The organism is Pseudomonadota bacterium (assembly GCA_018823285.1).
Lineage (GTDB): Bacteria > Desulfobacterota > Desulfobulbia > Desulfobulbales > JAGXFP01 > JAHJIQ01.
Window position 1 is genome coordinate 19,754 of record JAHJIQ010000029.1, and the last position, 24,378, is coordinate 44,131.

The following is a 24,378-nucleotide window of genomic DNA, read 5'->3' on the forward strand; positions in this document are numbered from 1 at the left end:
AACTCTGAACCGTCATATCTTTCTCGTCGTTTTTCGCGCCTCCTGCGTTACCTGTTGGGTTACATAGCGCTGCTATGCAACCCAACACGCGCCTTGCCGGCACAAAAAATGCCGGAGAAATATTATGACATTTCATCCTTGACGCGACACTAGACCGCGTCCCTCGCAGCACCCTCACGCATTGCTCCAACAAAGACATCACACTCGTCACACTGGTTTCTCTGCTGCTTGCAGAGACTCCCGGCCCGCTCCCAGCATGGTGTCGTTCGATCGACAAATGCGGTGCAACTGTTTCTGGTCTCGGCCGGACAATTTTTGATCTCCCAACAGGGCGTCAGTTCAAGCAGTTTTTTGACGCCCGGGATACTGATCCCCTCTTCATGGATCAGTTTGCGAAGACAGCGGACCCACTCGATATCATCACTGGAGAAAAACCTCTTGTTCCCCTGTCGCGCGGGTTTGAGGAGCCCTTCTTCTTCGTAAATTCGCAAGGTACGGGGATGCACATCAAGAAGTTTAGCCGCGACACTGATCGGGAAAATTGGGTTATTACTGTCAACTGCCATGATCTCAACCTGTTACCGAACTTCTTAATCTGTTCCGCATCAGAAGAGCCAGCGAATTCCGAGGCGGGCATTATAGCAGAATATCAATTTATTAAAACAAAAAATTACAACGATTTTGTGGCATTAAAAGTACCACAACATATCATCGGCAAATGGAGAAATGATTGATATGGATATCCTTCCCGCCTGTTTACCGCAAACTCTTTCTCCCGGCAGAACGCTTCATGCCGCCTCCCCCTTCTTCTGCCATTTCCCGAGGATGACCGATCCTGCCGCCGCAAGGACCCCGAAAGAGAGAACGCTGAAGACCAGCGGAATACCACTGGTCTTGAAAAGATCGGCGAGAAATACCTTCAGCATGGCAAAAATCCCGAGGGCAACCGCCACCCAGATGTACTCCAGGCTCCTCCGATGGTATCCCAGCACCATCAGAATAATGGCCGTCAGGTTGATCAGAATGGAACGACTGCACCAGGTGACATTAAACGGGTCGGCAAGCATTGAGGCCGCAAGGTGATCAATGGTCATTGAAAACATGAAAAAGAAACCGGCAAGGGCAACCAGCAGGATTGAAACCGCGGAGTAATCACCCCGGTCGGCCCTGGCGAAAAACGTTTCCGGTGGCGGCGGGTTGTTCCTGCACCAGCGAAACTGCATGACACTTGCCGCGGTCATCACCAGTGCCGCGACCAAGGAACCCGCCTTCATTCCACCATCGCCGACAACATAGATTCCGGCCATGAAACCGGCAAACAACGTGAAGATCTGGTAGGCGTAGGAAATAACCCGCACCGCGCCACTTCGTCCGCGCCCGGAGAGCAGGGCGAGGCCATAGGCGGTCAGCGACCAGAACGGAACAGCATACGCTACATTGCCGGTAAGCTCCGGCAGGCCGAGAGCAAGAATCACCGCCCCGGCCACAAATGAAGCGCCAACCCCGATACTGTAGCCCTCACCTTTCGCAGACAACCGCCAGCCGATGGCAAACATCGTCAAGACAAGCATCATGGCGAATATGCCCATCGCGAGGCTGGAATCCCAGAGTCCGATCACCACGATCCGACCTGCAAGATAGAACAGCAGCATATTGAAAGCCGGAAGCAGGGTATGGAACACTCCCGGCCCCTCCTTGTCGAAATATCTTCTGACCGGGACAATAAGGTACACAGCGCAGAAAAGTAACAGTTCGGGAATATACCAGCCGACATGCAGATACGCGGCCAATTCTTCACCACGTTTTAGCGGCGCCATCAGTTTAAATCCCCAGAGAAACCAAAAGAGGAAGGTGAACCCGGTAACATACCACTTGAGTCCTCCGGACACCTCTTTCCGGTCGGCGCGGAAAGCCACCAGATTGGCGAGCAGAAAAAGTGGGGCTACTGCTGCAAAAACCGTTTTCGGAAAATCTATCACCAGACTGGAGATAAGGGCGCCGAGCACCCCGATCGCCAGCAGCCGGTTGGCTTTGAACCTGACCCCGATAAAAGAAGCAATCAGGAGAGCGCCATAGAGGAAGATCAATGCCCGGAAAGTCGACAGGGTTTCAAAACGGAGCTTGCTCTCGACAACAATTGAAAAAAGGAGAAGAATACCGAAAGAAGCAAAGACAGGGGCGAGAACCTTCCCCTCCCGGTAAAGATACCAGCCGATACCCACCAGTACCGATACATAGCCGATTCCAAGGAGAGAACCCGCCCCGGGATCAATGAAACCGCTGTCGGTGATGGCCCTGAGCAGCAGGGCGAAAACCATGATAAAACTGATCGCGGCAATCCTCTGCAGCAGGGCTCCTCTGGTAATCCACTCACCAAACCCTTTGGCCGGTTCCACAACCCCGATTATCTCATGGTCTGCAATGAGGGGCTTGGCCGCTTGATCGGGAGAGACACTTCCCCGGAGCGTATTGACAATGTCTGCCAGCTCTTCAACCCTTGTCCTGAGAGCTTTGATCTCAGCCCTGACCTCTTGCAGTTCAACTTCCATGAAGCATACCCGTTAAAGCGAAGGATTTAACTTGAAAGATGGTTGCACCAATTCCTTGACGATGCCCGGGGGAAAAGCCGATACTGTTTTTAAGATAAAAAAATGGGGCTGCCGCCTGGATCCGGAAGGGCCCGGAACAACAACCACACCGTAGTACAAAAACGCAAAAACGAACACTTAACTGAAACTCAATTCTGCACTTGCTTACCATACCACAGTGTGGTATAGATACTAGCATTGGCAATTTTCGTTGTCAATACTAAAACTGATTCCCTGGTTGCAACCCGGAATTCCTTTACAAAAACTTGTAGTTGAACGATAACAACCTGCAGATCAGACAAACCGGCAAAGGAGAAAGTTGTATGAAAAATCATGTTTTGAGGCCCCTGTGGGTCGTCATCGCGGCCGTAGGCCTGCTCCTGCTCGTCAGGGCCTATATGGTTCCCGACGATTTTGGAGTCCATGGCAGCGGCTTCACTTACGGTTTTCACCGTCTCGGCAATATCGACGACTGGAAAGCCGAAAAAGTGCAGTACAAGGGAAAAGAGTATTGCGCCGAGTGCCACGAGGAGAATGTGGCGGCCAACAATGCATCAAAACACAATATCATCCAGTGTGAAAACTGTCATGGGCCGGCCATGGACCATCCGGACAACCCCGAAAAACTCGAGATCGACCGGAGTCGCGATCTCTGCCTCAGATGTCACGCTCTGCTTCCCTATCCGGACAGCGCCAGAGGACGGCTTAAGGGGATCAACCCACAAGACCATAATCCGGATTCGCCCTGTGCAGAATGCCACAATCCCCATAAACCGGCTCTGGAGGACATGTAATGAGTTGCTCAAGAAGGAAATTTCTGAAATCAACTTTATCAGGCACCCTCGCTGCCTCCGTTCCGGTTTCCGCGCTGAAGATACTGAGTCCCTCTGAAAGTAAAGCGGCGACCACCGGCACAGAGAACACCCGTTGGGGGTTCCTGATCGACACCAAAAAATGCGTGGGCTGCGGGATGTGCGTCAAGGCCTGCAAGAATGAAAACGCGGTTCCCTACGATGCGCCGGTCACCAGGACCTGGGTTGAACGATATGTTGTGACCAGGGATGGCAGAACCCACATCGATTCGCCCAACGGCGCCAGAGACGGATTCACCTCCCAGAAAATTCTTGATCAGGAGATCAGGCCCGAGGAGATCAACAAGACTTTTTTCGTCCCCAAACTCTGCAACCAGTGCGAAAATCCCGCCTGCGTCCAGGTGTGTCCGGTGGGGGCCACCTATCAGACCGGCGACGGGGTGGTCCTGATCGACCGGACCTGGTGCATCGGCTGCGGGTATTGCATCATGGCCTGTCCCTATGGCGTTCGCTTTTTTCATCCGGTATTCAAGGTGGCGGACAAATGCACCTTCTGTTACCACCGGATCAGCAAAGGGCTGCCCACCGCCTGTGTTCAGGCCTGTCCCTTCGGAGCAAGGAAAATCGGCAACCTCATGGACCCGGACGATCCGGTTACCAAAATCATTACCACCGAGAGAGTTGCAGTCCTTAAAGATGAATACGGCACCAAGCCGCAGGCTTTCTACATCGGCCTGGACATGAACGTAAGGTGATTGATATGACTCCAGAACTCATAGTCCATGGCGCTGAATGGACACAAAAAACCCTTTTTGTCTACCCGAACGAATTCATTTACTGGAGCATCCAGATCGTCATGTATCCTTATATGACTGGTCTGGTTGCCGGTGCGTTCGTGCTGTCCTCTCTGTACCATGTCTTCGGCCAGAAAGACCTGAAAGAGATGGCCCGCTTTTCGCTGGTCTTCTCCCTCTGCCTGTTGCCGGTTGCGATGATGCCCCTGCTTCTCCATCTCCAGCAGCCATTCCGGGGGATCAATGTCATGTTCACCCCGCATTTCACTTCGGCAATCGCCGCCTTCGGCATTGTTTTTTCAACCTATGCCGCCATTGTCGCAACCGAAATCTGGTTCGTCTACCGGGTCTTTTTCGTAGAGCAGGTACACGCCCTGAAAGGGAAAGAAGGGTTTGCCGACAATTTCAAACGGATCCTGTATCTCGTTCTTTCTCTGGGCGCTTTCGATCTCAGTGAAGAAGCCGCCGCCAAAGACAAAAGGGCCATCACGATCATGGCCTCGATCGGGGTTCCGGTCGCCGGTTTCCTGCATGGGTATGCAGGCTTTATTTTCGGCTCCGTCAAGGCCAACGCCCTCTGGATGTCTCCCCTGATGCCGGTCATTTTCATTATGTCGGCGGTGGTTTCCGGTATCGCCCTCTGTATGCTGACCTACATCATCATCATGGAATGGAAAAAGTTTAAGGCCATTCTGGCGAGGGGGCGCGGGGATGAGCGGGTGAAGGTGATTCGCGGGGTTGAAATGGAAGTGATGTCCACAACCTCCAGATACCTGATGATGTTCCTGGTTGCAGCCATCTCCCTTGAGCTTCTCGACCTGATCTTTCGGGGCTACACCCAGATGAAATCGTGGGATATTCTCAGATCAGTCATGTTCGAGGAGGACTTCGTCAAGATCTTTGTCCTGCAGTACGGACTGGGAAATCTGGTCCCGTTCATCCTGCTCCTGATCCCGGGAACCACCATCAAACGATTGGTCATCGCCCTCCTGCTGGTTCTCTACGGGGTCTTCATGATGCGTTGGAACGTGGTAATCGGCGGGCAGGCCTTCTCGCTCTCGTTTGAAGGATTCATGCACTACCATCTTCCGGTCATTCCGCATAATCTTGAAACATTCAAGGAAGGTGTAGCCGGCGCACTCATGGTGGTGGCCACGCCATTTATTCTCTTCTGGGGAATAAACAAGATCCTCCCCTCACTCACCGTCAAGGAAGGATAAAAACCTTTACCGGACGAGTGCCCCGTTGCCGAGCCCAAACCGGGTAAGACTTCGAACTTCGGGGAATACTTGGTATGTTCAAAACGGCAGGTTCCGATTTTCAGGAACCTGCCGTTTTTTTGTATTTGCTTACAACTCCGGGATACAGTTTCTCAGTACATTCCGGACATATCCCATGGCTGAACTGCACGTCGGCGTGACTGGATATGTACTCCTCCATTCTGTTCCAGTACCCGTTATCATCCCTGATACTTTTGCAGGAAGCACAGATCGGCAAAAGACCATGCAGGGTTTCGATTCTTCCCAGCGCCTCTTCAAGTTCACTGTTTCGCTTGCGGAGTTCACGGTTCAGTTCCTTGATCTTTTCCAGGTCCTTAAACCTTTCCATCGCCAGATAAATGGCCCGTTCGAGGTCATTTGCCTTCGGCGGTTTGACAAGATATGCGGCCACCCCGGCCCAACCGGCCTTCTCGATGAGCTCAGGAGTCTCGTATCCGGTGAGAACAACAACCGGCGCCGGACACTTTTCGTTTACCAGCCGGGCCGCTTCAAGCCCATCGGTTCCCGGCAGCATGATATCCATCAGAATGACATCCGGCTTCAAAGTGCAGGCCATTTCCAGACCGGCTGCTCCGGTGCCGGCACAACCCGCAATCGCAAACCCGCTTTTCTTCAGAACCTGCTGGATTGAAACAGCGGCAACCGGATTATCTTCCACCACCAGCACCCTGACCTTTTTTTGAGTGATGTTGGATTCGTTTTCCATATTCTGACCCTGTATGATTTTAACAAGCGACATCGATGATTAATCATCACATCATAAACTTATTCATCAGGTCAAGAGGGAAGTCGCAAAGAATTGACAGGCAGTAACGGGATCGGAAAGATCAGAAACAGAGGCAGTTTGAAAAACAGGCCGAAGAATGAAAAAGCCATCAAAAGTTCCTTCCCGGCACCCTCGATGGCTTTAGTTTGTAAAAAGTGTAAAAGAAAAAGATTTTTCTGCGTTTACTCTCCCGCACTCTGTGAATTTGAAGATTTGTCGAGAAGATGCCATGAGTCTTTCTGACGGTCATAGGCGTACTGTACTTCATAATTGGAATACACCCCCTGCCCGCCACCCTTTTTGACGTATGATTTCGCGGAAATGCTGAATTTCAGCAATTTCTCATCCTCACTCAGAAGAATGACTTCAGGGTTCAGGAAGGTAATGTCCGCACCTGTCCCGAAGGCATTTTTGAGGATTGACCGGTACTTCTCCTCCAGATAATCTTTTTTCGACTTGATAAAAATCCGCTCACCGGTGATCGCCAGTTTTTCCCTGCTGTTTACCAGAATAGCCGCAAACTCCGGACTGCCGGCAAAAGCAGTGTTGCCGGCCATTGCCACCAGGTTCTTATAAGTGTCATGCGCTTCCTGCCAGGAAGACTCCGCGAATTGCTTCGCTCCGGTAAGCTCAAGGCGCTTCAGTTCATCCAGGGATATTCTCGTCTCGGCAAGTTTGGCATTTTTGACCGCCTGTTCAAGAACGGGCAGATTTCGGAGCCCGGCCTTCACGGATAATTCCACCGCATTGTTATAGAATTTGATGGAATCCACCCACCGGGAAAGCTTAAAATTCTCGTCTCCTTTAGCCAGAAGTCCGAATATCCTGGCCCTGTTTATCGAGCCATATAGCCTGTTGACGGTGTCATTGCTGTCCAGCTTGTTGAGCCTGGCAAAATCAAGGGCCTTTTTGTACCCGTCGATGGCATCATCATAGGCTGCCGCATTCAGGAGAGCGTCGCCATCGGCGATCAGGATATCCAGCCGGTCGCCGATTGTCCGGCCGGCGGCTGTTTCAATATCCCGACTGATGGCGTCATTCCTTTTAAATCCGTATCCCTTGGCCAGGTTCCGGGCCTCGGCGAACAGAGCGGTAGCCTCTTCATAGTTCCCTGCGCCATGGAGGGAATTGGCCTTTCGGAGAACAGACTTCACATGCGCAGTCTGACATTTGACGGCGGATGCTTCAATTTCTTCATTGATTTTCGCGGCAAGTGCAGCATCCAGAAGGCTTGCAACATTTCTCGCATCTGCAAATCTTGCCAGGGCAGATGAATAATCACCGGCCGCCATCAGTCCTTCAGCCTCTTTAATAATTTTTTCCGACTCCTGGGCTCCGGCAAGAGACTCTTTCTGAATGTATTTTCCGTCGACCAGGATTTTACCCTGAACACCCTGGATGACCCTCTCGGAATTCAGGAGTTCTTCCACTTTGACGAGCAGTTCCTTTTTCCCCGACTGGGAGGAAAAACTCACCTTTCCCAGACTCGCCTTGACCTCCTCAGCAGCTGTACGCGCGTCGGCAAACTTCTCCGCTTCAAGGAATGCGGCTGCCTCCTGCCATTTCCCGTTGGCCGACTTGAAAGTCATCAACTCGAAGGCAAAATAGACAATGATCAGACCCAGAAACCCCGCTCCGGCAGCAGCAGCCATGAAAAGATTTTTCCTGACCGCAGCCTTTCTCGTTTTTTCCTTTTCCTTGTTCTGAATCATGAATTCAAGGCGGCCAACGGAAGCGTCTTCCGGATAAACCCCCTTGAACTGGTCGAGGAAACTCCTTGCCTTCACGGTATCTCCGGCAGCGACAGATGCCTCGACACCCGCGATATAGTCGTTGTAGTTCTGCCGTGATGCGGCAAGTGCGTCAATATCTGCCTGCAGACCGGGATAATCCGGCATCAGGGTGAATGCTTCCTCAAGCATCGGCAGCGCCTGGCTGTTGCCGGAGCGGGGGAGATTCTTCGCCCCTTCAATCAGGCTCTCGACTTTCCTGACCTTTTCGGCAAGCTGATCAACCGTACCGCTCTTGTCGAGGATAATATAGTTGTCCGGAAGTTCCTGCAGAAGCTGAAAGGCGCGATAATTTTTCCCACCCTTGAGCTGTGCGACAATATGCTGCAGAACCCCATCGAGCTTCTCAATCGCATCTTCCCGCAGGAATATCTCATCTTCCAGATCAGGGTAATCCGGAGAGATTTTGAGCGCCTCGCGAAACATCCCGAGGGCCCCCCGAAGGTCCTGCTCCGAAAGAACTTCCGCCTCGGCGATCAGCGTCTTGGCCCGCTCGCGGGCCAGAAGCTTCTTTCCTTCCTGTACAATGTCCTCTTTCGCCATATTTTCCCTGTCTGCTCAGAACTTGTTATTGCAAACCGCCGCGACATAACCCGGCCTAAATTACCACATGAAAGCTCCCCGCGGCAAGCCCCGGGCAAGCATCACATGGCAGATTTCTTTCAGTAAATGAACTCCCTTCGACAGCGGTCAGGCGATCCGGATAAAACATGGCGTAGCCGGGGATATACCATAAAGACCCATGAAGATTAGGGGCTCTCCCCTGAAGCTTTTAATTTATCTCCCTGCCTGCTTGACTTTTACCTGTCTTGGGCTGATATCACCCATCAGCCGCTATTGTTCTTTTTTCCCGTGAAGGATCCGCATGATATCCGGCGACTCTTCCTTTTCCGCCAGAACCACATGACAGAGGCTGCAGTCATCAGAAATCACGCGCCCGTCCTTTGTTCGGTAGGCATCGGAATGGCACCGGAAACACCCCCGGCCCTCTTCATGACCCAGATTGTCCTGGTAGGTGTTCCATCCGACGTTCATCTCCGGAAAAACATTCTCGCTCCACGCCTGGTAAACACTGTTCACCGCCTTCTCCAGGAGCTCTTCATCGGAGGTGAGCAAACCGGGGTAGTTGTCCCGATACCAGCTTTCAAGATCAATGCTGATTTTCTTCCTCGCCTCCTGCCTGTCCCGATACTCCTTTTGAATCACTTCAAGGGCCCGTTGTTTAATATAAGGGAGATCACGGGATATTGACCCGTCCGAAATTTTCCGGTCAAGAGCCTCTTCAGGAGAGAGAAAGATATGGGTCGGTCTGTTGTGACAGTCAAGGCAATCCATGAGTTTATATGTATTGCCTCCGGAAACATCAACTTCCGCTTTGTGATCGTCAACCCTGTTGAAGACAAACTCATCACCGTCATGATCCAGGAGTTTCACGGAACTGATCCTTCCATCACTCCCCGCCTCCTCCTGAAAGAAGGTCCGGTGTTCAGGAGACACATGCCAGTGAATCCCGTGCGCATGCTCACCGCGGGAACCACCCGAACCGACATGCATCAGAAGCACCGTCTGAACATGGGTGTTTTTCTCGTCTGCGAGAAAATAGTCTTTTATATAAAGTTTGTCTCCGTGGAATATTTCCGGACGATGACATTGTTCACAAACCTCCCGGGAAGGACGCAATGAAGAGATGGGCGTCCTGATCGGCTTGTCATAGCGGTCAAAAAGGGTGGCGAAAATCATCCTGATTCCGGAGATCTTGCTCTTGTCAAAAAGACCGGACTCGCTGCTGATATGGCAGCGGACACAGGGGATCCGGGAATGAGGGGAGTTCTGATGACTGATATACTCCGACTCCATGACCGTATGGCAGAATGTGGCGCAGAAGCGGACGGATTCGGTGTAGTCGAAACCCTTGATCGAAACGACACCGATTACCAGGAGGGTTGCCGCCGCGATAAAGGATGATATGTAAAGATGCTTGCGAACCCTGCTGAAGCGGCCCGGCATCGTCAACTGCTCCTTCAGGTATTCAAGGGTGAAGAGACCGATTTCCTCAGTATCCCGGAAAAAAATCAGGCCGACCAGGGTGGTCAGCACCCCGCCGACGAAAAGCGGGCCCATGACCATGTAAATCAGGAATCCGAAATAGGGGTTCTTGACCACCCCCTGGATATCGAGGAAGACCGAGATTGCCAGCACCGGAAAAATGACGCTCGAAACCACGGCCCCTGCCATGGCCACCCGGCTGCTTCCCAGCACCTTGATAAAATCCTTCACGATGTCGCTGTATCTGTCGATCATATCGGTAAACTCAAACCTGTGTTGCCGGATGAATGATTTGTATTCTCTGGATCATCGGGTCAGGAAAACTCCCCAACCCCCTTCTCTGAGGCCTTTTTAACGGAACAGTTGTAAATAATATCCAGTTCTTCCCGATCTATGGTTTCTGATTCGAGAAGGATGTCACTCAGGCTTTCGAGAAAATCCTTCTCCTTTTCCAGAAGAATTCTTGCCTCATGATAACAGTCTTCAAGCAGTTTTTTGATCTCGCCATCAAGAAGCCGGGCCGTTTCCTCACTGTGGGAACGAATTCCCCCGGGGCCGCCTAGGAAACCGCCTTCTCCCACGGCATAGGCAAGGGGGCCGACCACATCACTCATGCCCCATTTACTGACCATATTGGTCGCGATATCGATGGCCTGCTGCAGATCTTTTTCAGCACCGGTTGATCTCTGTTCGAGCAGAACTTCTTCGGCAGCCCTGCCGCCAAGGAGAATCGCCACCCTGCTTCTCAGATACTGGTATGAATAGGCATGTCGGTCCTGCAGGGGCATCTGCTGAGTGTGGCCCATGGCCCTGCCCCTGGGGATAATGGTGATCTTGTGCAGGGGATCAGCCTCCGGCATGAATTTGGCCACGACTGCATGCCCTGCCTCATGAACGGCCATGGTCTTCTTGTCCCGGGCACTGATCACCAGCCCTTTTCGTTCAACACCCATCAGGATCCGGTCCTTGGCCACTTCAAAATCCTGTTGGGCGATTGTGGTTTTGTTGCTCCTGCCCGCCACCAGAGCGGCCTCATTGACCAGGCTCGCCAGTTCGGCGCCTGTAAAACCGGGAGTACTGCGGGCGATTTCCTGCAACTCCACATTGCTGTCAAGCTTCATCTTGCTGGTATGTACCTCAAGAATCTTGGCCCGTCCCTTCACATCGGGAGGCATGACATTGATGATTCGGTCAAATCTGCCCGGCCGCAGCAGGGCTGGATCGAGGATGTCCGGACGATTGGTTGCGGCAAGGATAATAATGTTGTCTTCGGTATCGAAGCCGTCCATTTCGACCAGCAGGGCGTTCAGGGTCTGCCCTCTCTCTTCCTGGCCGCTAGCCATTCCCGAACCGCCGCGATGACCGCCGACCGCATCTATCTCATCGATAAAGATAATGCAGGGCTTGTTCTTCTTCGCCTCACTGAAGAGTTCCCGCACCCGGGAAGCGCCGACTCCGACAAACATCTCGACAAAATCGGAACCGCTGATACTGAAGAACGGTACATCCGCCTCACCGGCAATGGCCCTGGCCAGAAGGGTCTTGCCGGTACCGGGAGGCCCCTGGAACAAAACCCCCTTGGGGATGATTGCCCCGAGCCGGTTGTATTTTTTTGGATTCTGCAGAAAATCGATCACTTCCAGAAGCTCACCCTTCGCCTCGGGGATGCCCGTCACATCACGAAAGGTGACCCGCCTGCCGGTCCGGGCAAAAGAGACCTTGTCCTTGGCAAAGTGCGACTCCTCCTCCTGATTCTGCCTGCGCATGATGGCATACCAGGCAAGCATGACGATCATGATCGGTAAAGACACCGAAAGCAGTTTCCACACTCCGGACTCTTCCGCATTCTCACCGAAAACCGTCACCTTCTTTTCAATGAGCTGCGGCAGAAGGGCCGACACATCAGGGGCATAGGTCAAAAACTCCCGCTGGTAGACATCGGTTACCCGGATTTCACCGCCGCGGATCCTTACCTTGGAAACTTCACCGTTCTTGAGAGAGGTCGCAAATTCATTATAACTTATCTGGGGAGCTTTCTGCTCAAGGTGCCAGAAAAGATACCCCGACCCGCCGAGCAGCGACGCCATGAAAAGAAAATATAAAACCTTTACGAATGAAGCCATCAGAACACCTGCTGAAATTCAAATTTCCCACCCGGCCTCTGACCGAAACCTGTGAGGAAACGAAATAAAGACTTTTCAGTCCGGAAAGACAATCTGTTAGAATTGTGAAACAATCTATTCAATTAAAGAAGATCTTTCAACACTTTCACCCACCGGGCACACGTTTCTCTGTCACGCAAACTCGCCTTTCGTGATGAGCAGACAGGCCGCTCAATTCTTCCATCTCCCCTTCTGCCTTCCGACCCATGCCTTCCGCCTGCAGTTCACCTGCCTCCATCAACTCAGGGTGTGCAGGAAATTAAAGGTGTTCGCCTTCCGGCCTTTCTGTTTCCCGGAAGGTTTGTAAAGGTCGGGAACTGTTTTCGCAGTCAGCCTGATCCCGGAAAGATCGATGACCGTGAAATCAACCCCGCTCTTCTCCACCTCGGCAGAATTTTCAAGCAGCGAAAATGGCTGGACCGGCAGAATCTGGGTATATCCCCAACTGTTGCTGATGATGAAATCCTCACCCTTCGGACTCTTGATCCTGCGTCCCGGTTCCATTGACGGGCCGGTGAATCTGGATGTGAAAAGAGGCGGGGAAGCGTATACCGTCATTCCCACCCGGAAATCAGCCCGGTTGCTGCAGAAAGCACGAAGGTTGTCAAAATCGGTCTCGATCGAGAAGATCCCGGTCCTGACTCCCATGCCGGACAGGGTCCGGGCTGCAGCTGAATTTAATGTGTTGAGGGTGAAGGCGGCCGACAGCCTGATCTTTTTATCATTGGCGAACAACGGCAGCTGACCGATATGACCGATCTGCCAGTCGGTATATCCATTGCCGGTCAACCGGGAAATCGCGTCGGCATAAAAGGCGAGATCAGCTTCATCGATTACCGGCGGCAGAGCCCAGCAGAGTCTTTTGAACAGCGGACCGGTGTGCTTCATTTTGAAAAACTTCCGGTACGAACCGCGACTTAAAAGAAGAACAACTTTTTCCGGTGGAAAGAGAAAATGCTGCCGCAGGATGTTCGGGTCATCGGACTTGAACCAGAGGGGCGAAGATCCGCCCTTGCCGCCGCTTTTTCCCCTGCGGTTTAAAGCAGCCGGGAGCTTCTCCCTGGTGCCGAGATCGTCCAGGATCTTCTCAATCCGGGCTGAAACATTGATCGCTTTCACCTTGGTCCTGGCGCGGTCCAGCCTTACTCCGGCTGCAGCCCCTTTCTTTTTCCGGTCGGCGACATCAACCCGGTAGATACTGTCTCCTGCGCTGACCTGGCCGGGCAGGTCAATGGAGATCGTCTCTCCCGCAGCCGCCCGGTTGACTCCCCGGCCGTTGACGAAAACTTTCTGCAGGGAAAACGCCTGCCGTTCACCGCTGTTTTCCTGATGCAGACGGAGACGATCTCCGGATGAAACAGGGGCCACAAGCTTCACCGTTACCCGACCGCCCTTCACATTCCCGATCTTGCCCAGAAAGGTCCCGATGTTGCCGGAATGCTGATGTGAAATCAGATTGTCCGGGGTAGCGGTGTCGAAATACCCTCTGGTAGTCTTGCGCCCCATGGCAGCCGCCAGCAATTCCGCCGCCGTTTTCCGTGCCTTTTCGTCACCGGGAGGGTTGTCAAGCACGGTCCGGTATGCCTCAACCACATTGCCGACGTAGCTTGCGCTGCGCATCCGCCCCTCGATTTTCAGGGAGGTGATCCCGGCCCTGGCGAGATCCGGCAGCAGGTCAATGCCCTCAAGGTCGTTCATGGAGAAGAGATACCCCGACCGGCTGCCCCGACCCGACCCCTGCCAGGTATAGCGGCGGCGGCAGGGCTGGACACACCTGCCCCGCAGACTGCTCCGCCCCCCCTGAAAACTGCTGAACAGGCAGAGCCCGGAATAACTGAAACACATGGCGCCATGAATGAACACCTCCAGCTCAACCGAGGTGTTGCCGGCAATGGTCGCGATTTCGTTGACCGACATCTCCCGCGGCAGGACGACCCGGTCAAAACCCATGGCCGCAAGCTGGCCGACCGCCACCGAGTTGTGGGCGGCCATCAGGGTGCTGGCATGGACCCGCATCTTCGGAAAATATCTCTTCAGCAGATAATAAAGACCGAGGTCCTGGATGATCAGCCCGTCGGGCTGGAGCTTTTCCAGCATGGCCAGGCTTTCAACCGCCAGCCCGATCTCCCCTTCCTTGACCAGGCTGTTCATCGCCAGATAGAGCCGGACCTTCCGACTGCGGGCAAAATCGATCATCGCCGCAATCTCGTCCATCCTGAAATGGTGGGCCAGTTCCCGGGCGTTGAAAAAAGGAGCGCCGATATACACCGCATCGGCGCCGCGGGCCACCGCAGTTTCAAAAACTTCAATACTTCCGGCCGGGGCCAGCAGCTCCATGGTGTCGGCTCTCTTCATACCCAACTCTTCATCCTTAACTTTATACTCTTCACTCTTATTTATTACAGCTTCCCTCGGGTATTTTCGGGAACCCGGCCAGACTGAAACTCTGGCCGCAGCCACAGGTTTTTTTGGTATTGGAGTTGGTGAATTGCAGACCGCCATTGATCAGGGCATCGGAATAATCAACGGTCAATCCGTCAAGATATTTGCTGCTCTCCCGATCGGACACAACCCTGATCCTGCCGAGCTCAAAAACCACACTGTCGCCTTTCCGCATATCACTGGCGATCTCTGCGCTGTAGGTCAGACCGGCGCAGCCGCCTTCGGTCACCACCACCCGCAGGAACTGGTCCGGCCCCAGTTTGTTCTCAAGCATCACTTCCGCATTTTTTTTAATCGTTATCTTCATCATTCACCTCGCTGTTTGTATTTGTTCCGATATATACACTTATTGACAAGGAAATGATACATGTCAAGTCGCTTCATCAGAGACCGCCCTGACAAAATTCCGGCAGGAAACGTCCTGCCAGTCCACATACCCCATATCAAGATTCACATACCAGGCATCACGCCTGCCATGCAGATCAGAGCTCCAGAGCCAGCCCTGTCGCGGACTCACCTCTCGCCCTGCCTCAGGCGTCATGCTGTGCAGCAACGAAAGAAGCTCCGAAACAGTCGGCAGCCGCCAATTTTCTCTCCCGCCGATTTTTTCCCGATTCAGACCGGCAAGATATTCACCGGCCTCTTCCAGAGTCATTGACCGGTCACTGCCCTGAAACTGCCAGACCAGACCGGTGGCCCGGTCAAGGACCATTTCCCTGTCGAAAGACACCAGATCATTGACCACCGGATTCTCCGGGAGGAAGAGTTCATCCAGATCGAAAGCGGCAAGCGCCTTTCTGCCGCAGACATTCAACGGTACTTTTCGGAGGATGACGATTTTCTCCGACTCTTCTCCGCCACTACTCCTGGGAGAGACCGAAAGTCGATCGACGTCCCGCAGCTTGAGCCGGCCAAGGCTCTCATTCATTTCCTCCGCCGACTGAAAACGGCTGTCGGGCTGCAGGCTTAAAGCCCGGGCGAAAAATTCATCCCAGAACGGGTCGAACGCCGGATTCACCTGGCTTAAGGAAAACCCCCGCATGGAGGGCAGCTCCCCGGTTACCATCCGATACAGCAGGACCCCGGCAGAGTAGAGATCCGCCCGGGCGTCCACCTTGCCGGGATCACGGTTCTGTTCAGGGGCGGCATAAAAAGGGGAGCCGATTTTCACCCCCTCGACACCCGAGAAGGAAATATCATCCACCAGGGCCGAGCCGAAATCACAGATCCGTAAGAGATCGTTATCGGTAATCATAATGTTGAAGGGTTTGATGTCCCGATGGACCACCCGGTTGCGATGCAGGTGGGAAAGGGCGTGCAGAAGTTGGCGGCCGTAATCGAGGACCTTTGCCGGCCGGATCAGGCGGGACCGGCTTTCCATCCGAAAACCTTCGCCGATCATCCGGCCGAGGTTGTTGCAGAAAAACTCCATGACAAAATAGGGGGTGCCGTCGTCATCTTTTCCCGCGCCGAGAATATTGACCACCGCAGGATGGTCGAGGAACGACATGGTCTCGGCTTCGGAAATGAAGAGTTCACGGAGCCTGTCAAAACCGACAATGTCAACCAGCGCTTCAAAGGGCCTGAGGGTCTTGACGGCGACAACCTCCCCGGTATCGGGATCAAGGGCCTTGAACACTTCACCCATCCCGCCCCGACCGATCTTGCGCAGAACCTGATACCGACCGATCTCCTCTCTCATGATTTTCTCACCAGAGAAGCCGCTGGCCGTTGAATTCCGGGAACCCTCTTTCATTGATCAGATCAACGGTTGCCTGCACATCGTAGGGAACCGCCCGGTTTTCAAAACAGTTCAGTCCGGTGTCCCAGAGCAGGTATTTGGCCTGATTGCTCAAGCCGTCCCGGGGCTGGCCGACACTTCCGGGATTGATGAGATACCTGCAGGGTTTGGAAATTTCAGAGATTCCCGGTTTCACCTTCACGGCCGAAAAAGTGTTTTCCCGGGCAATAAAGCAGGTCATATCGTGGGTATGGCCGTAAAAACAGACCCGTGCGGAGAAGGTGGAAAACAATCGCTCCAGACGGGTAACCGACGGACTCCAGAGATAGGTGGTGCAGGAGGTGGGCGGACAGCCGTGGACGAAAAGGGCGTCGTGTTGTTCCAAATTCAGGGGCAGGGAGACACAGAACTCCATCGTCTCCTCCCCCATCAGCCGGCGGGTAATCTCCAGCGACTGCCGGGTCGCCGGGTTCAGACGCTGGAGATAGCTGTCGGTTTTCAAGGCGAGTTCATGGTTGCCCATCACCGACCGAATACCGCGATCGACCAAAGTCCTGACAACCTCTTCAGGCTCCGGTCCGTAACCGATATTGTCGCCCAGGGAAACGATATGATCCGCTCCCGCCAGATCAATATCGGCCAGTACCGCCTGCAGGGCCCTGAAATTACCGTGGATATCCGAGATTACGGCTAAACGCATCCCGTTCGGCTAAAATCCGGATTTTCGTAGAAAACCGCCCATCAGGAGCGACGGAATTCAGTTTTCTTGCATTTCGGGCAGGGCGGCATCCGCCCGGGTTTTTTCAGGTTAAGCGCCCCGCCGCAGGAGGTGCAGACAAACTCGCCGCCATGGGTCATCTCGCCCGTTTTATAGACGAGGGAGGAATCGAGTTTTTCGCTTAAATCCTTGCTCCACTCACTGAGCCCCCTGGTGATGTTCAAGAGAAAGGAGCCGCCTTTATCCAGGGAAACATCCTTGATATATTCAGCCTCCTTGGCAATGTCCCGCCACAGCGCACCACCCTTGTTATGTAACTGGTCATAATGTTTCCGGGCATCGCCGGTGACCCCGTCCACCTTTGGTTTGATCTGGCCGAGGGAAGAGGCGATATCCTTTTTCAGGGTTTCGCCGGCCCTGGTGATGATCTCTTTTGAGTGTTCACCCATCTCCTTCAGATCGGCCATTGCCTTGTCCATCGCCTGGCTGATGGTTTCCCGGTTTATCTTCTCATGGATCTCACCAAAAATCTTGCTGACCCGCTGCCGCAGTTTTTCGTAAGCGGCCAGTTCCTCTTCCATCTTTCCGTTCTCTTTATTTTCATTTTCCATAGTCGATTCCTCCTGGTCATTTTATTCGGAAGGGTTTCGTCCCGGCAAATCCACTTGTATGTATATCATATCAGTTCAGACAAATTTTTCATAACCAGTATTTTTCCGTATCATAAATGTATGCATTTTTTATTCATTGCACCAACCGCACACATTCTCCCATATTTCTTGAATTCATCTCTTCGGTTGTGAGATAACGATTTACGTCTCCGGTCCGCCGGATAACGCCGTATTTAAAACCTTTTGCCGGGAGAAGAACATATGGCCGCAAAAACCTCGCCTGTCACCACACCAGCAAATCAACTGGCCAGATACAAGGTTCTGGCCGGAGCGATCATCGTCCAGCTCATTCTGGGCACGGTTTATGGGTACAGTATTTTCTGGGAACCGCTTACAACCAATATATTTCCCCCGGTGATCACCGAACAGCAGCTGCAGTTGAAAATCGCGGCTGATGGGGCCTCGGCCAATGATTATGTGGTCGTCAAGGACCAGGCTGAAGTCAAAACGGAACGGGCCAAGCAGCAGGGAATCCTCAAATATGCCTTTTCCATCTGTATCTTGAGTTTTGCCTCGGTCATGGTCATCGCCGGCCGGGTCCAGGATATCAAGGGGCCCAGGTTCCCTGCGATCATCGGCGGCCTGATGATGGGGGGCGGATTTATCTATGCCGGGCTCATGACCAACGCCATTGTCTTCTACCTGGCCCATGCCCTTTTCGCCGGGGTAATCACGGTCCTTCTCCTGATGATGTTTCACGCCTTTTTCAGCCACCTGGAAAAAGACAGTGTTATTTTAAAAAATGTTCCGGCCGGGATCCGGGCCGCCTGCATCATTACCGGCGTCCTGCTCGGCAATCAGTATGTGGGCAAGGTGGCCGAAATGGACCGGCTGCTCCTGCTCTGGGGAACAATCGGCTTCATGGCCGGCGCCGGGATCGGCTTTGCCTACGTCTGCCCGATTGCCGCCCTGGTCAAATGGTTCCCGGACCAGAAAGGACTGGTCAGCGGGATCGCGGTGGCCGGTTTCGGCCTTGGCGCCTACCTCTTCAGCCGGAACTGGGGGGCGCTCGGCTACATCAGTCACCAGGGGATTTTTCCCTTTTTCATTGTGCACGGGCTGGTCTGCATTGTTGCCGTAACCGGCGGCGCCATGCTCTTGAGCAACCCCCCGGAAACAACCCCTTCCGCCGGCAAAAAAACGGTTCTGCCGGATTCCACCTGGCAGGAAACCTTGCGGCACCCCTCATTTTATCTTCTCTGGCTGATGTTTTTCAGCGGCGCCATGGCAGGATTGATGGTCATCGGGATCATCAAGGTCTTTGCCGGGGAACAGCTCTTAATTGCCGCCCGTGAAGCCGGTCGGGTTCTCACCGATTACGAAACAAAGGAAATCATGCTGAAGGGAGCGGCGGCCGTCGGGCTCCTGGCGATTTTCAACGCCATCGGCAGGGTTGCCTGGGGCTTTATCTCAGACCGGATCGGGCGCACCCCGACCTTTGTCACCATGTTTCTTTTGCAGGCGGTGGTGATGTTTCTGCTGGCCGGGATGAAGAGCGAGATGTCGCTCAGTATTGCGGCCGCCCTCGTTGGTTTCAACTTCGGCGGCAATTTCGCCCTCTTCCCGTCCGCCACCGCCGACCTCTTCGGCGCCAAAAACCTCGGCGCCAATTACGGCTGGGTCTTCACCTCATACGGAATTGCCGGGGTCGCCGGAATCGCCGCCGGCAATTACGCCAAAGTCGTCACCGGCAGCTACGGGGCGGCCTTCTCGGTGGCGGCAATTCTCTGCATCCTCTCGGCCATTTCAGCGGTGGTTCTGAAGCACGTTAAAGAAAAGTCCTAGCCTTTAATCAGCGGACCACGTTCACCAGGGTCGGGCCGCGCTGCACCGTCCGGTGGTATTCCACTGCGGGCTCGCCGAAGGCCATGGCATACCCGATGAGATGATCATCGGGGATCCCGAGTCTCTTAATCAGTTCAGGGCAGACGGCGAGCGCCATCATCGCCATCCCGTCCCAGACCGTGCCGACCCCTCTGGCGTGGGCCATCAGCTGGAAAGTGGCCAGGGCGATGTGGGTGTCCTGCACCGGGCAGGGCGAGCTCTTCGGGGCGCTGGTCAACAGCAGGTGCGGCGCACCCCGGAAGAGGATATCGTTGCCCTCTTCCACCCAGCCCTTGATCGCCGCGCCGAGATACTGACCGACAAAACCATCCGGCAACCCCCCTGCCTTCTGTTTATCAATGAGCGCAGCCATTACCTCCCGCCGCAAGCTGTCCATAACCGCACCCTCTCTGACCACCGTGAAAAGTACCGCCTGATTGTTGACCCCGGTTGGCGCATGCCAGGCAATTTCCAGCAGCTCGTCGATCAGGGCCGGGGGCAGATCGTTTTTGGTATAGCGGCGGACCGACCGCCTGCCCTTGATCAGCACTTCCAGCTTGCGGGGATCCGGCAGATTGTCTTTCAGGGCAAGGCTCGCATCGGGATCCCTGCCGAGAATCGAAACCGCGCCCGTCGGACAGACGGCCAGACAATGCTGGCACCGGTAGCATCCTTCTTCGTTGATCATCTGCGGAAATTCTTCCATCGCCAGAACTCCGGCCGGACAATCCGTCACGCACTCGCCGCACTGGATGCAGCGTTCTTCGTCAATTTTAAACTGCGTCATGGTTTATCTCCTTTTCTCTGGGGGCAAGTTTTCATTAAACTTCAAACCCTATTCGACAAAAAAAATTCCCATTCACTCATGGCCTGATCAGTATCTTCCCCTTGCGATTGATCACCTTGGCCTGCAGATAGCGTACCTTGTTTCGATGCTGCCGGAGATAAGACCAGGCCATCTGGGCCCTGGCCCCGGTGGCGCAGTGCAGAAAGATCTCCTTGTCGTCCGGGACTTCTGCAAGCCGGGCCGGCAGTTCGGTCAACGGGATCTTGACCGCCCTGTCAAAACTGCCTTTCGCCGTCTCCTCAGGGGTCCGCACGTCAATGATCAGCGCCTCATCGTTTCCGCCGGCCGCAGCTTTCTGAAAATCCTCAATGGAGACCTCATCGATATCCGGCTGACGCAGCCATCTTATTCCGGAGGAAAGCTTTCCGGTTTCCACAGGATTGCCACGGGCTACCCAGCCGGCAAACCCGCCTTCAACGAGTGAAACCTGTCGAAAGCCCCAGCGCCTGATGCTTGCCGCCGCATTCTCCGGATCAGCGCCGTTCCCGTAAACAATCACCGGGGCGGATTTATAGGTCGGAAAATCATATTCAGCCCCGGAAATTTCACCGGCCGGGATATTGACCGCTCCGGGAATATGACCCGCTTCCGCTTCCTCGCCGCTCCGAAGATCGACCAGAACGACATTCCCGTGCCTGATATACTCATCTCCTGAATAAAGATTCCCGCCACTCTCCTGCCATTCGGAAAGTTCAACCAGAATAACCCTGACGTTTTTGTATCCTGCCTCCACCGCCAGGGCCGCCGAATTCGGCCCAAGCTGGCAGGTCCCGCCCAGACAGTAGAAAATCAGGAGTTGCTCCCTGTCGGCCGGCAGAGCGGCAAGCTTCACCTCTTTCGACTCGGTCCAGGGGATGGACACGGCGGTTGGCAGATGGGTTTCGGAATAGAAATCAAAGGGACGGCAGTCGACCAGCAGATATTTTCCCCGCCTGCTCTCATCGTTCAACAAGGCAATCATCTCGGCCGTGTCGATCTCGGTTACCCCCTCCGGGATCTTCACCTGCTCGGGAATAACCTCCAGGGCAAGCTTTATTCCATCCCCAGCACGATAGCGCAGAAGAATATTATCCCCTTCTTCAACATCATCAAGCCCTTCGGTTTTCTCATCATAAGAAATCAGCAGGGTCTCATCCTGCTTCCGGATCGAGATCAGTTTCGCCTTGAACGATTTCCCCAGAAAAACCCCCTGGAGCGCGGCAACCCCATTTCCTGTTTCGGAAGCAGACGCATACGAATTCGGCAGAGCTGAAGAACAAAGGAAAAGGACAAGTTGCAGAACTACCGGAATAGCCGATAAATATTGGCCAATTTTCACCACGATCACCTCTTTGGCAATATTGTCATTTATAATTTTTTGCCGGCCGGGTGCACCGACCCGACAAATTAAAAGATTGCTTTCATCTTCAGACCTGTTATATACACTAATATCAGTGCAGTGTCTGTTTGTAGTTCGTAAATACGAAAACGTTAACCGCACATATCTCGCAAGAGGAGTGCGGTTTTTTTGTTTGTACAAACAAGCTGCCATCCGGGCCATCATTTAATGGTCCGGGCACATTATCAAGCTGGTTTCCCCTTAAGGAACAGCACATTTTAGGAGTAGTTACAATGGCAGAAGGAACAGTAAAATGGTTTAATGATTCAAAGGGTTTTGGCTTCATCGAGCAGGATGGTGGCAGTGACGTTTTCGTTCACCACACCGCAATCAAAGCCGATGGTTTCAAATCTCTGGCCGAGGGTGCCCGGGTTAAATTCGACGTTGTCGAAGGACCCAAAGGACCGTCTGCTGAGAACGTTATTCAGCAGTAAAATCGGTTTAGACCGTTTTTTATGAAAAAGGGCCGCCCGAAAGGGTTGGCCCTTTTTTTTGTCTGATGCCCATCGAACTTCAATCTGTACGCTTTGTCATTCCAGGCTCAAAGTCGTAGTATGTCTCCGAAGGATGCTTCTCTGACCCGGAATATCAAAACAGAGCTACTTAAAACCCACGCCGTCCGGCACTTACTCTGAGGAAGAATAAACCTTCTCAATTTTCAACCACAGGCTTCAGGCGACAGGATCGATTCAACCTCTTTTCGCGCCTTGTCAAACGGATCGCTCAGCCCCTTTTCTCTGCACCCTCGCTCAGCCTGATCGAAGATCACAAAGTACACAGCCTGGACCATAAAGAAAAGCAGGATGCCCAGCGCTTTGCTGACCAGTGTGCCCGGACCCAGGAAAACGAGCAGCAGCAAACCTCCGAAGCCAAGGCAGATCTCCGCGGCAAGTCCCTTGAGAAGCCCCACAGGGAAACAGATCCGGCTTCTGGTCCAGCCGAGCATTGCCAGAAATGCCACAACCATCAACAGTTCCGAGCGGGCCAGAATGAAAACGGCCAGCAATGCAAGCGAAGGCATAAGAATTCGGATGGGATTTCTTTTCGCCCAGCGGGCCAGAAGCAGACCATATCCGGCAAAAACGAGCCAGGCCAGGAAATATCTCTCCGCAGGCCAGAGATAGAAAAAGCTTTCGAGCATCTGGATCGACAGGTACACTCCTGCCGCCAATAGGCCAAAGAGAATTGTTGTCCGCACAGGTCTTCCGGTCTGTTTCATTTTTTCCCCTCCTTCAGCTCCATCGCAGTCTTCCGCCTGATCAACTCGATTGCCACCTCTTCATCGGTGACCACCGTGGCCGGGGTGGAGAAATAGTCAACACCATTTCCGGCAAAAGTATCCTGCCAGTTCTGCTGCTCCTCTTTGAGAAAATACTCCCTCGCTCTGGCAAGAAACTCCTGATACTGGCTGTGCTGGCTGCCGAGAATTTCCCGCCGTTTCACCATCTCCCTTTCCATCTCCTGTCGCTGCCCTTCGAGGATACCCATCAGCTTTTCTTCCTCTTTCATCCTCCTGATCAGGGCGAGGCAGATTGCGTCGTGCCCACCGGCAAGACCACTTTCGAGATCTCTCTCCAGCTTGCCATACCGTTCAGCCGAACCATCATAGCGACGGACCGCCTGGTCCCGACTCGCCTCAAGCTGCTTCAAATGCATTTCTTTCCTCTCCAGCTCATCTTCCATATCCCGCAGGCTTTGCTTGAGTACTAGCCCCCGGTCTTCAAACTCATCCATCACTCCATGAATGTCCGCCTTCCATATTCTGACAAATCTACTCAGCATTCCCATAATGTCTCCTCCGGATTCACAAGTGTTTCTTCTGTTTCTGCATATCAATTCATGCCTAATAATCCGATTTTCAGCTAATTTGCCCGGCGTTCACCGTATGCCTGATACTGCATCGCTTTCGAGGCCGCCTTCTGTTTGACGGCCACTGCTGCCGGCGCTCCGGCAAAGGTCTGATTTACTGTTTCTTCAAGTCGGTCGAGATCATGCTCCAGACTCTTTGCGACTGCCGCTGAACCAACCGCCATGTTAACGACTTCCTGCTCTGCCTTGTATTCCCTGATCCTGGCCTGGGCCTGGGCTTTCCTGCCGGATTTGATGTCATCGGCAATCCCTTCCCGGAGTTTGTTCAAATCTTCTCCCAGCACCTTTTTCTCCCACGAATCCTTGCTGATTGAGGCATACACCTCCTGCCGATCCCGGACACAGGCGACCTGGAAAGTATCATCGAGTTGCGCCTGCAGAGTCCGTCCATTATGGCTGTAGCTCAGGGCAACCGGCCCGATACGATATTCTCGCTCTACCGCCACCGGGACTTGCAGAGTGAGGAAAAGACGACGCTCCTGACCGCTCAGCAAACTGCCCGGCCGGAACGAGGCCATTCCGTCGGAAGTGGTCACCGGATACCCTCCGGCACTGACCAACCGGACTCCGTCAGTCACGGGAACCTTCACCTCCAGACCGGACGCCACCGTCGCCACCACCCGCTTGAACTCCTCCAGAAAAACCGCTGC

General features: G+C 53.6%; 21 protein-coding genes. 5 read left to right on the forward strand and 16 right to left on the reverse strand.

The features are described 5' to 3' along the window. Positions 1-149: 149 nt before the first annotated feature. Both KKG35_07825 and KKG35_07830 read right to left on the reverse strand, forming a co-directional pair. Positions 150-566 (reverse strand): MerR family transcriptional regulator, encoded by a 417-nt coding sequence (locus tag KKG35_07825; GenBank protein MBU1738038.1) that lies wholly within the window; start codon positions 564-566, stop codon positions 150-152. Between the two features lie 222 nt (positions 567-788). Continuing rightward, positions 789-2,549 carry a hypothetical protein gene (locus KKG35_07830; GenBank protein MBU1738039.1) on the reverse strand — a complete coding sequence of 587 codons (1,761 nt, stop codon included), beginning with the start codon at positions 2,547-2,549 and terminating at the stop codon, positions 789-791. A 362-nt stretch (positions 2,550-2,911) separates the two neighbouring features. Here KKG35_07830 and KKG35_07835 point away from each other — a divergent pair, with 362 nt between their 5' ends. From KKG35_07835 to nrfD, 3 genes are read left to right on the forward strand one after another with little or no spacing between them, the layout of a single operon-like run. Next, entirely contained in the window at positions 2,912-3,382 is a 471-nt protein-coding gene (locus tag KKG35_07835) for a cytochrome c3 family protein (protein MBU1738040.1), read from the forward strand. Beyond that, the gene (locus KKG35_07840) at positions 3,382-4,155 is read left to right on the forward strand and encodes a 4Fe-4S dicluster domain-containing protein (protein ID MBU1738041.1); all 774 of its coding nucleotides are present in this window, start codon (positions 3,382-3,384) and stop codon (positions 4,153-4,155) included. Before KKG35_07835 ends, KKG35_07840 begins: the two co-directional genes overlap by 1 nt. Before the next feature lie 20 nt (positions 4,156-4,175). Beyond that, positions 4,176-5,414: a polysulfide reductase NrfD gene (gene nrfD / locus KKG35_07845; protein MBU1738042.1), complete on the forward strand. Its 1,239-nt coding sequence runs from the start codon at positions 4,176-4,178 to the stop codon at positions 5,412-5,414. A 100-nt stretch (positions 5,415-5,514) separates the two neighbouring features. Here nrfD and KKG35_07850 read toward each other — a convergent pair whose 3' ends face one another. From KKG35_07850 to KKG35_07890, 9 genes are all read right to left on the reverse strand, one after another. Then, the gene (locus KKG35_07850; GenBank protein MBU1738043.1) at positions 5,515-6,180 is read right to left on the reverse strand and encodes a response regulator; all 666 of its coding nucleotides are present in this window, start codon (positions 6,178-6,180) and stop codon (positions 5,515-5,517) included. A gap of 242 nt (positions 6,181-6,422) precedes the next feature. Further along, complete coding sequence (locus KKG35_07855) at positions 6,423-8,573, reverse strand: 5-bromo-4-chloroindolyl phosphate hydrolysis family protein (protein ID MBU1738044.1); 2,151 nt, start codon at positions 8,571-8,573, stop codon at positions 6,423-6,425. 291 nt (positions 8,574-8,864) lie between these two features. Beyond that, on the reverse strand, positions 8,865-10,331 hold the full coding sequence (locus tag KKG35_07860; protein ID MBU1738045.1) for a hypothetical protein: 1,467 nt from the start codon (positions 10,329-10,331) through the stop codon (positions 8,865-8,867). Between the two features lie 59 nt (positions 10,332-10,390). Continuing rightward, positions 10,391-12,199 carry an ATP-dependent zinc metalloprotease FtsH gene (gene ftsH / locus KKG35_07865; protein ID MBU1738046.1) on the reverse strand — a complete coding sequence of 603 codons (1,809 nt, stop codon included), beginning with the start codon at positions 12,197-12,199 and terminating at the stop codon, positions 10,391-10,393. A 276-nt stretch (positions 12,200-12,475) separates the two neighbouring features. Continuing rightward, the gene (locus KKG35_07870; GenBank protein ID MBU1738047.1) at positions 12,476-14,593 is read right to left on the reverse strand and encodes a U32 family peptidase; all 2,118 of its coding nucleotides are present in this window, start codon (positions 14,591-14,593) and stop codon (positions 12,476-12,478) included. Between the two features lie 37 nt (positions 14,594-14,630). Then, positions 14,631-14,990 (reverse strand): iron-sulfur cluster assembly accessory protein, encoded by a 360-nt coding sequence (locus KKG35_07875; GenBank protein ID MBU1738048.1) that lies wholly within the window; start codon positions 14,988-14,990, stop codon positions 14,631-14,633. A gap of 60 nt (positions 14,991-15,050) precedes the next feature. Further along, positions 15,051-16,382: a protein kinase gene (locus tag KKG35_07880; GenBank protein ID MBU1738049.1), complete on the reverse strand. Its 1,332-nt coding sequence runs from the start codon at positions 16,380-16,382 to the stop codon at positions 15,051-15,053. A gap of 7 nt (positions 16,383-16,389) precedes the next feature. Then, positions 16,390-17,121 (reverse strand): metallophosphatase family protein, encoded by a 732-nt coding sequence (locus tag KKG35_07885; GenBank protein ID MBU1738050.1) that lies wholly within the window; start codon positions 17,119-17,121, stop codon positions 16,390-16,392. Positions 17,122-17,162: 41 nt separating this feature from the next. Then, positions 17,163-17,750: a zinc ribbon-containing protein gene (locus KKG35_07890; protein ID MBU1738051.1), complete on the reverse strand. Its 588-nt coding sequence runs from the start codon at positions 17,748-17,750 to the stop codon at positions 17,163-17,165. Positions 17,751-18,011: 261 nt separating this feature from the next. On the opposite strand from KKG35_07890, the gene KKG35_07895 reads away from it, so the two are divergent. Next, positions 18,012-19,595: an OFA family MFS transporter gene (locus KKG35_07895; protein MBU1738052.1), complete on the forward strand. Its 1,584-nt coding sequence runs from the start codon at positions 18,012-18,014 to the stop codon at positions 19,593-19,595. 7 nt (positions 19,596-19,602) lie between these two features. Here KKG35_07895 and KKG35_07900 read toward each other — a convergent pair whose 3' ends face one another. Then, on the reverse strand, positions 19,603-20,421 hold the full coding sequence (locus tag KKG35_07900) for a nitroreductase family protein (GenBank protein MBU1738053.1): 819 nt from the start codon (positions 20,419-20,421) through the stop codon (positions 19,603-19,605). A gap of 76 nt (positions 20,422-20,497) precedes the next feature. Next, on the reverse strand, positions 20,498-21,799 hold the full coding sequence (locus KKG35_07905; GenBank protein MBU1738054.1) for a hypothetical protein: 1,302 nt from the start codon (positions 21,797-21,799) through the stop codon (positions 20,498-20,500). 293 nt (positions 21,800-22,092) lie between these two features. On the opposite strand from KKG35_07905, the gene KKG35_07910 reads away from it, so the two are divergent. Beyond that, entirely contained in the window at positions 22,093-22,293 is a 201-nt protein-coding gene (locus tag KKG35_07910) for a cold-shock protein (GenBank protein MBU1738055.1), read from the forward strand. A 224-nt stretch (positions 22,294-22,517) separates the two neighbouring features. Here KKG35_07910 and KKG35_07915 read toward each other — a convergent pair whose 3' ends face one another. The 3 genes from KKG35_07915 to KKG35_07925 all read right to left on the reverse strand — a co-directional run. Then, complete coding sequence (locus KKG35_07915) at positions 22,518-23,078, reverse strand: hypothetical protein (protein ID MBU1738056.1); 561 nt, start codon at positions 23,076-23,078, stop codon at positions 22,518-22,520. Continuing rightward, positions 23,075-23,647, reverse strand: a complete 573-nt coding sequence (locus KKG35_07920) for a PspA/IM30 family protein (protein ID MBU1738057.1) — start codon at positions 23,645-23,647, stop codon at positions 23,075-23,077. Before KKG35_07920 ends, KKG35_07915 begins: the two co-directional genes overlap by 4 nt. A 74-nt stretch (positions 23,648-23,721) precedes the next feature. Continuing rightward, the coding region (locus tag KKG35_07925) for a hypothetical protein (protein ID MBU1738058.1) at positions 23,722-24,378 on the reverse strand (657 nt) is incomplete at its 5' end.

What these genes read in the sequence shown, in the direction of transcription:
- KKG35_07825 (MBU1738038.1), bottom strand. Translation starts at nt 566, where the DNA reads ATGGCAGTTGACAGTAATAACCCAATTTTCCCGATCAGTGTCGCGGCT.
- KKG35_07830 (MBU1738039.1), bottom strand. Translation starts at nt 2,549, where the DNA reads ATGGAAGTTGAACTGCAAGAGGTCAGGGCTGAGATCAAAGCTCTCAGG.
- KKG35_07835 (MBU1738040.1), top strand. Translation starts at nt 2,912, where the DNA reads ATGAAAAATCATGTTTTGAGGCCCCTGTGGGTCGTCATCGCGGCCGTA.
- KKG35_07840 (MBU1738041.1), top strand. Translation starts at nt 3,382, where the DNA reads ATGAGTTGCTCAAGAAGGAAATTTCTGAAATCAACTTTATCAGGCACC.
- KKG35_07850 (MBU1738043.1), bottom strand. Translation starts at nt 6,180, where the DNA reads ATGGAAAACGAATCCAACATCACTCAAAAAAAGGTCAGGGTGCTGGTG.
- KKG35_07855 (MBU1738044.1), bottom strand. Translation starts at nt 8,573, where the DNA reads ATGGCGAAAGAGGACATTGTACAGGAAGGAAAGAAGCTTCTGGCCCGC.
- KKG35_07860 (MBU1738045.1), bottom strand. Translation starts at nt 10,331, where the DNA reads ATGATCGACAGATACAGCGACATCGTGAAGGATTTTATCAAGGTGCTG.
- ftsH (MBU1738046.1), bottom strand. Translation starts at nt 12,199, where the DNA reads ATGGCTTCATTCGTAAAGGTTTTATATTTTCTTTTCATGGCGTCGCTG.
- KKG35_07870 (MBU1738047.1), bottom strand. Translation starts at nt 14,593, where the DNA reads ATGAAGAGAGCCGACACCATGGAGCTGCTGGCCCCGGCCGGAAGTATT.
- KKG35_07875 (MBU1738048.1), bottom strand. Translation starts at nt 14,990, where the DNA reads ATGATGAAGATAACGATTAAAAAAAATGCGGAAGTGATGCTTGAGAAC.
- KKG35_07880 (MBU1738049.1), bottom strand. Translation starts at nt 16,382, where the DNA reads ATGAGAGAGGAGATCGGTCGGTATCAGGTTCTGCGCAAGATCGGTCGG.
- KKG35_07885 (MBU1738050.1), bottom strand. Translation starts at nt 17,121, where the DNA reads ATGCGTTTAGCCGTAATCTCGGATATCCACGGTAATTTCAGGGCCCTG.
- KKG35_07890 (MBU1738051.1), bottom strand. Translation starts at nt 17,750, where the DNA reads ATGGAAAATGAAAATAAAGAGAACGGAAAGATGGAAGAGGAACTGGCC.
- KKG35_07895 (MBU1738052.1), top strand. Translation starts at nt 18,012, where the DNA reads ATGGCCGCAAAAACCTCGCCTGTCACCACACCAGCAAATCAACTGGCC.
- KKG35_07900 (MBU1738053.1), bottom strand. Translation starts at nt 20,421, where the DNA reads ATGACGCAGTTTAAAATTGACGAAGAACGCTGCATCCAGTGCGGCGAG.
- KKG35_07910 (MBU1738055.1), top strand. Translation starts at nt 22,093, where the DNA reads ATGGCAGAAGGAACAGTAAAATGGTTTAATGATTCAAAGGGTTTTGGC.
- KKG35_07915 (MBU1738056.1), bottom strand. Translation starts at nt 23,078, where the DNA reads ATGAAACAGACCGGAAGACCTGTGCGGACAACAATTCTCTTTGGCCTA.
- KKG35_07920 (MBU1738057.1), bottom strand. Translation starts at nt 23,647, where the DNA reads ATGGGAATGCTGAGTAGATTTGTCAGAATATGGAAGGCGGACATTCAT.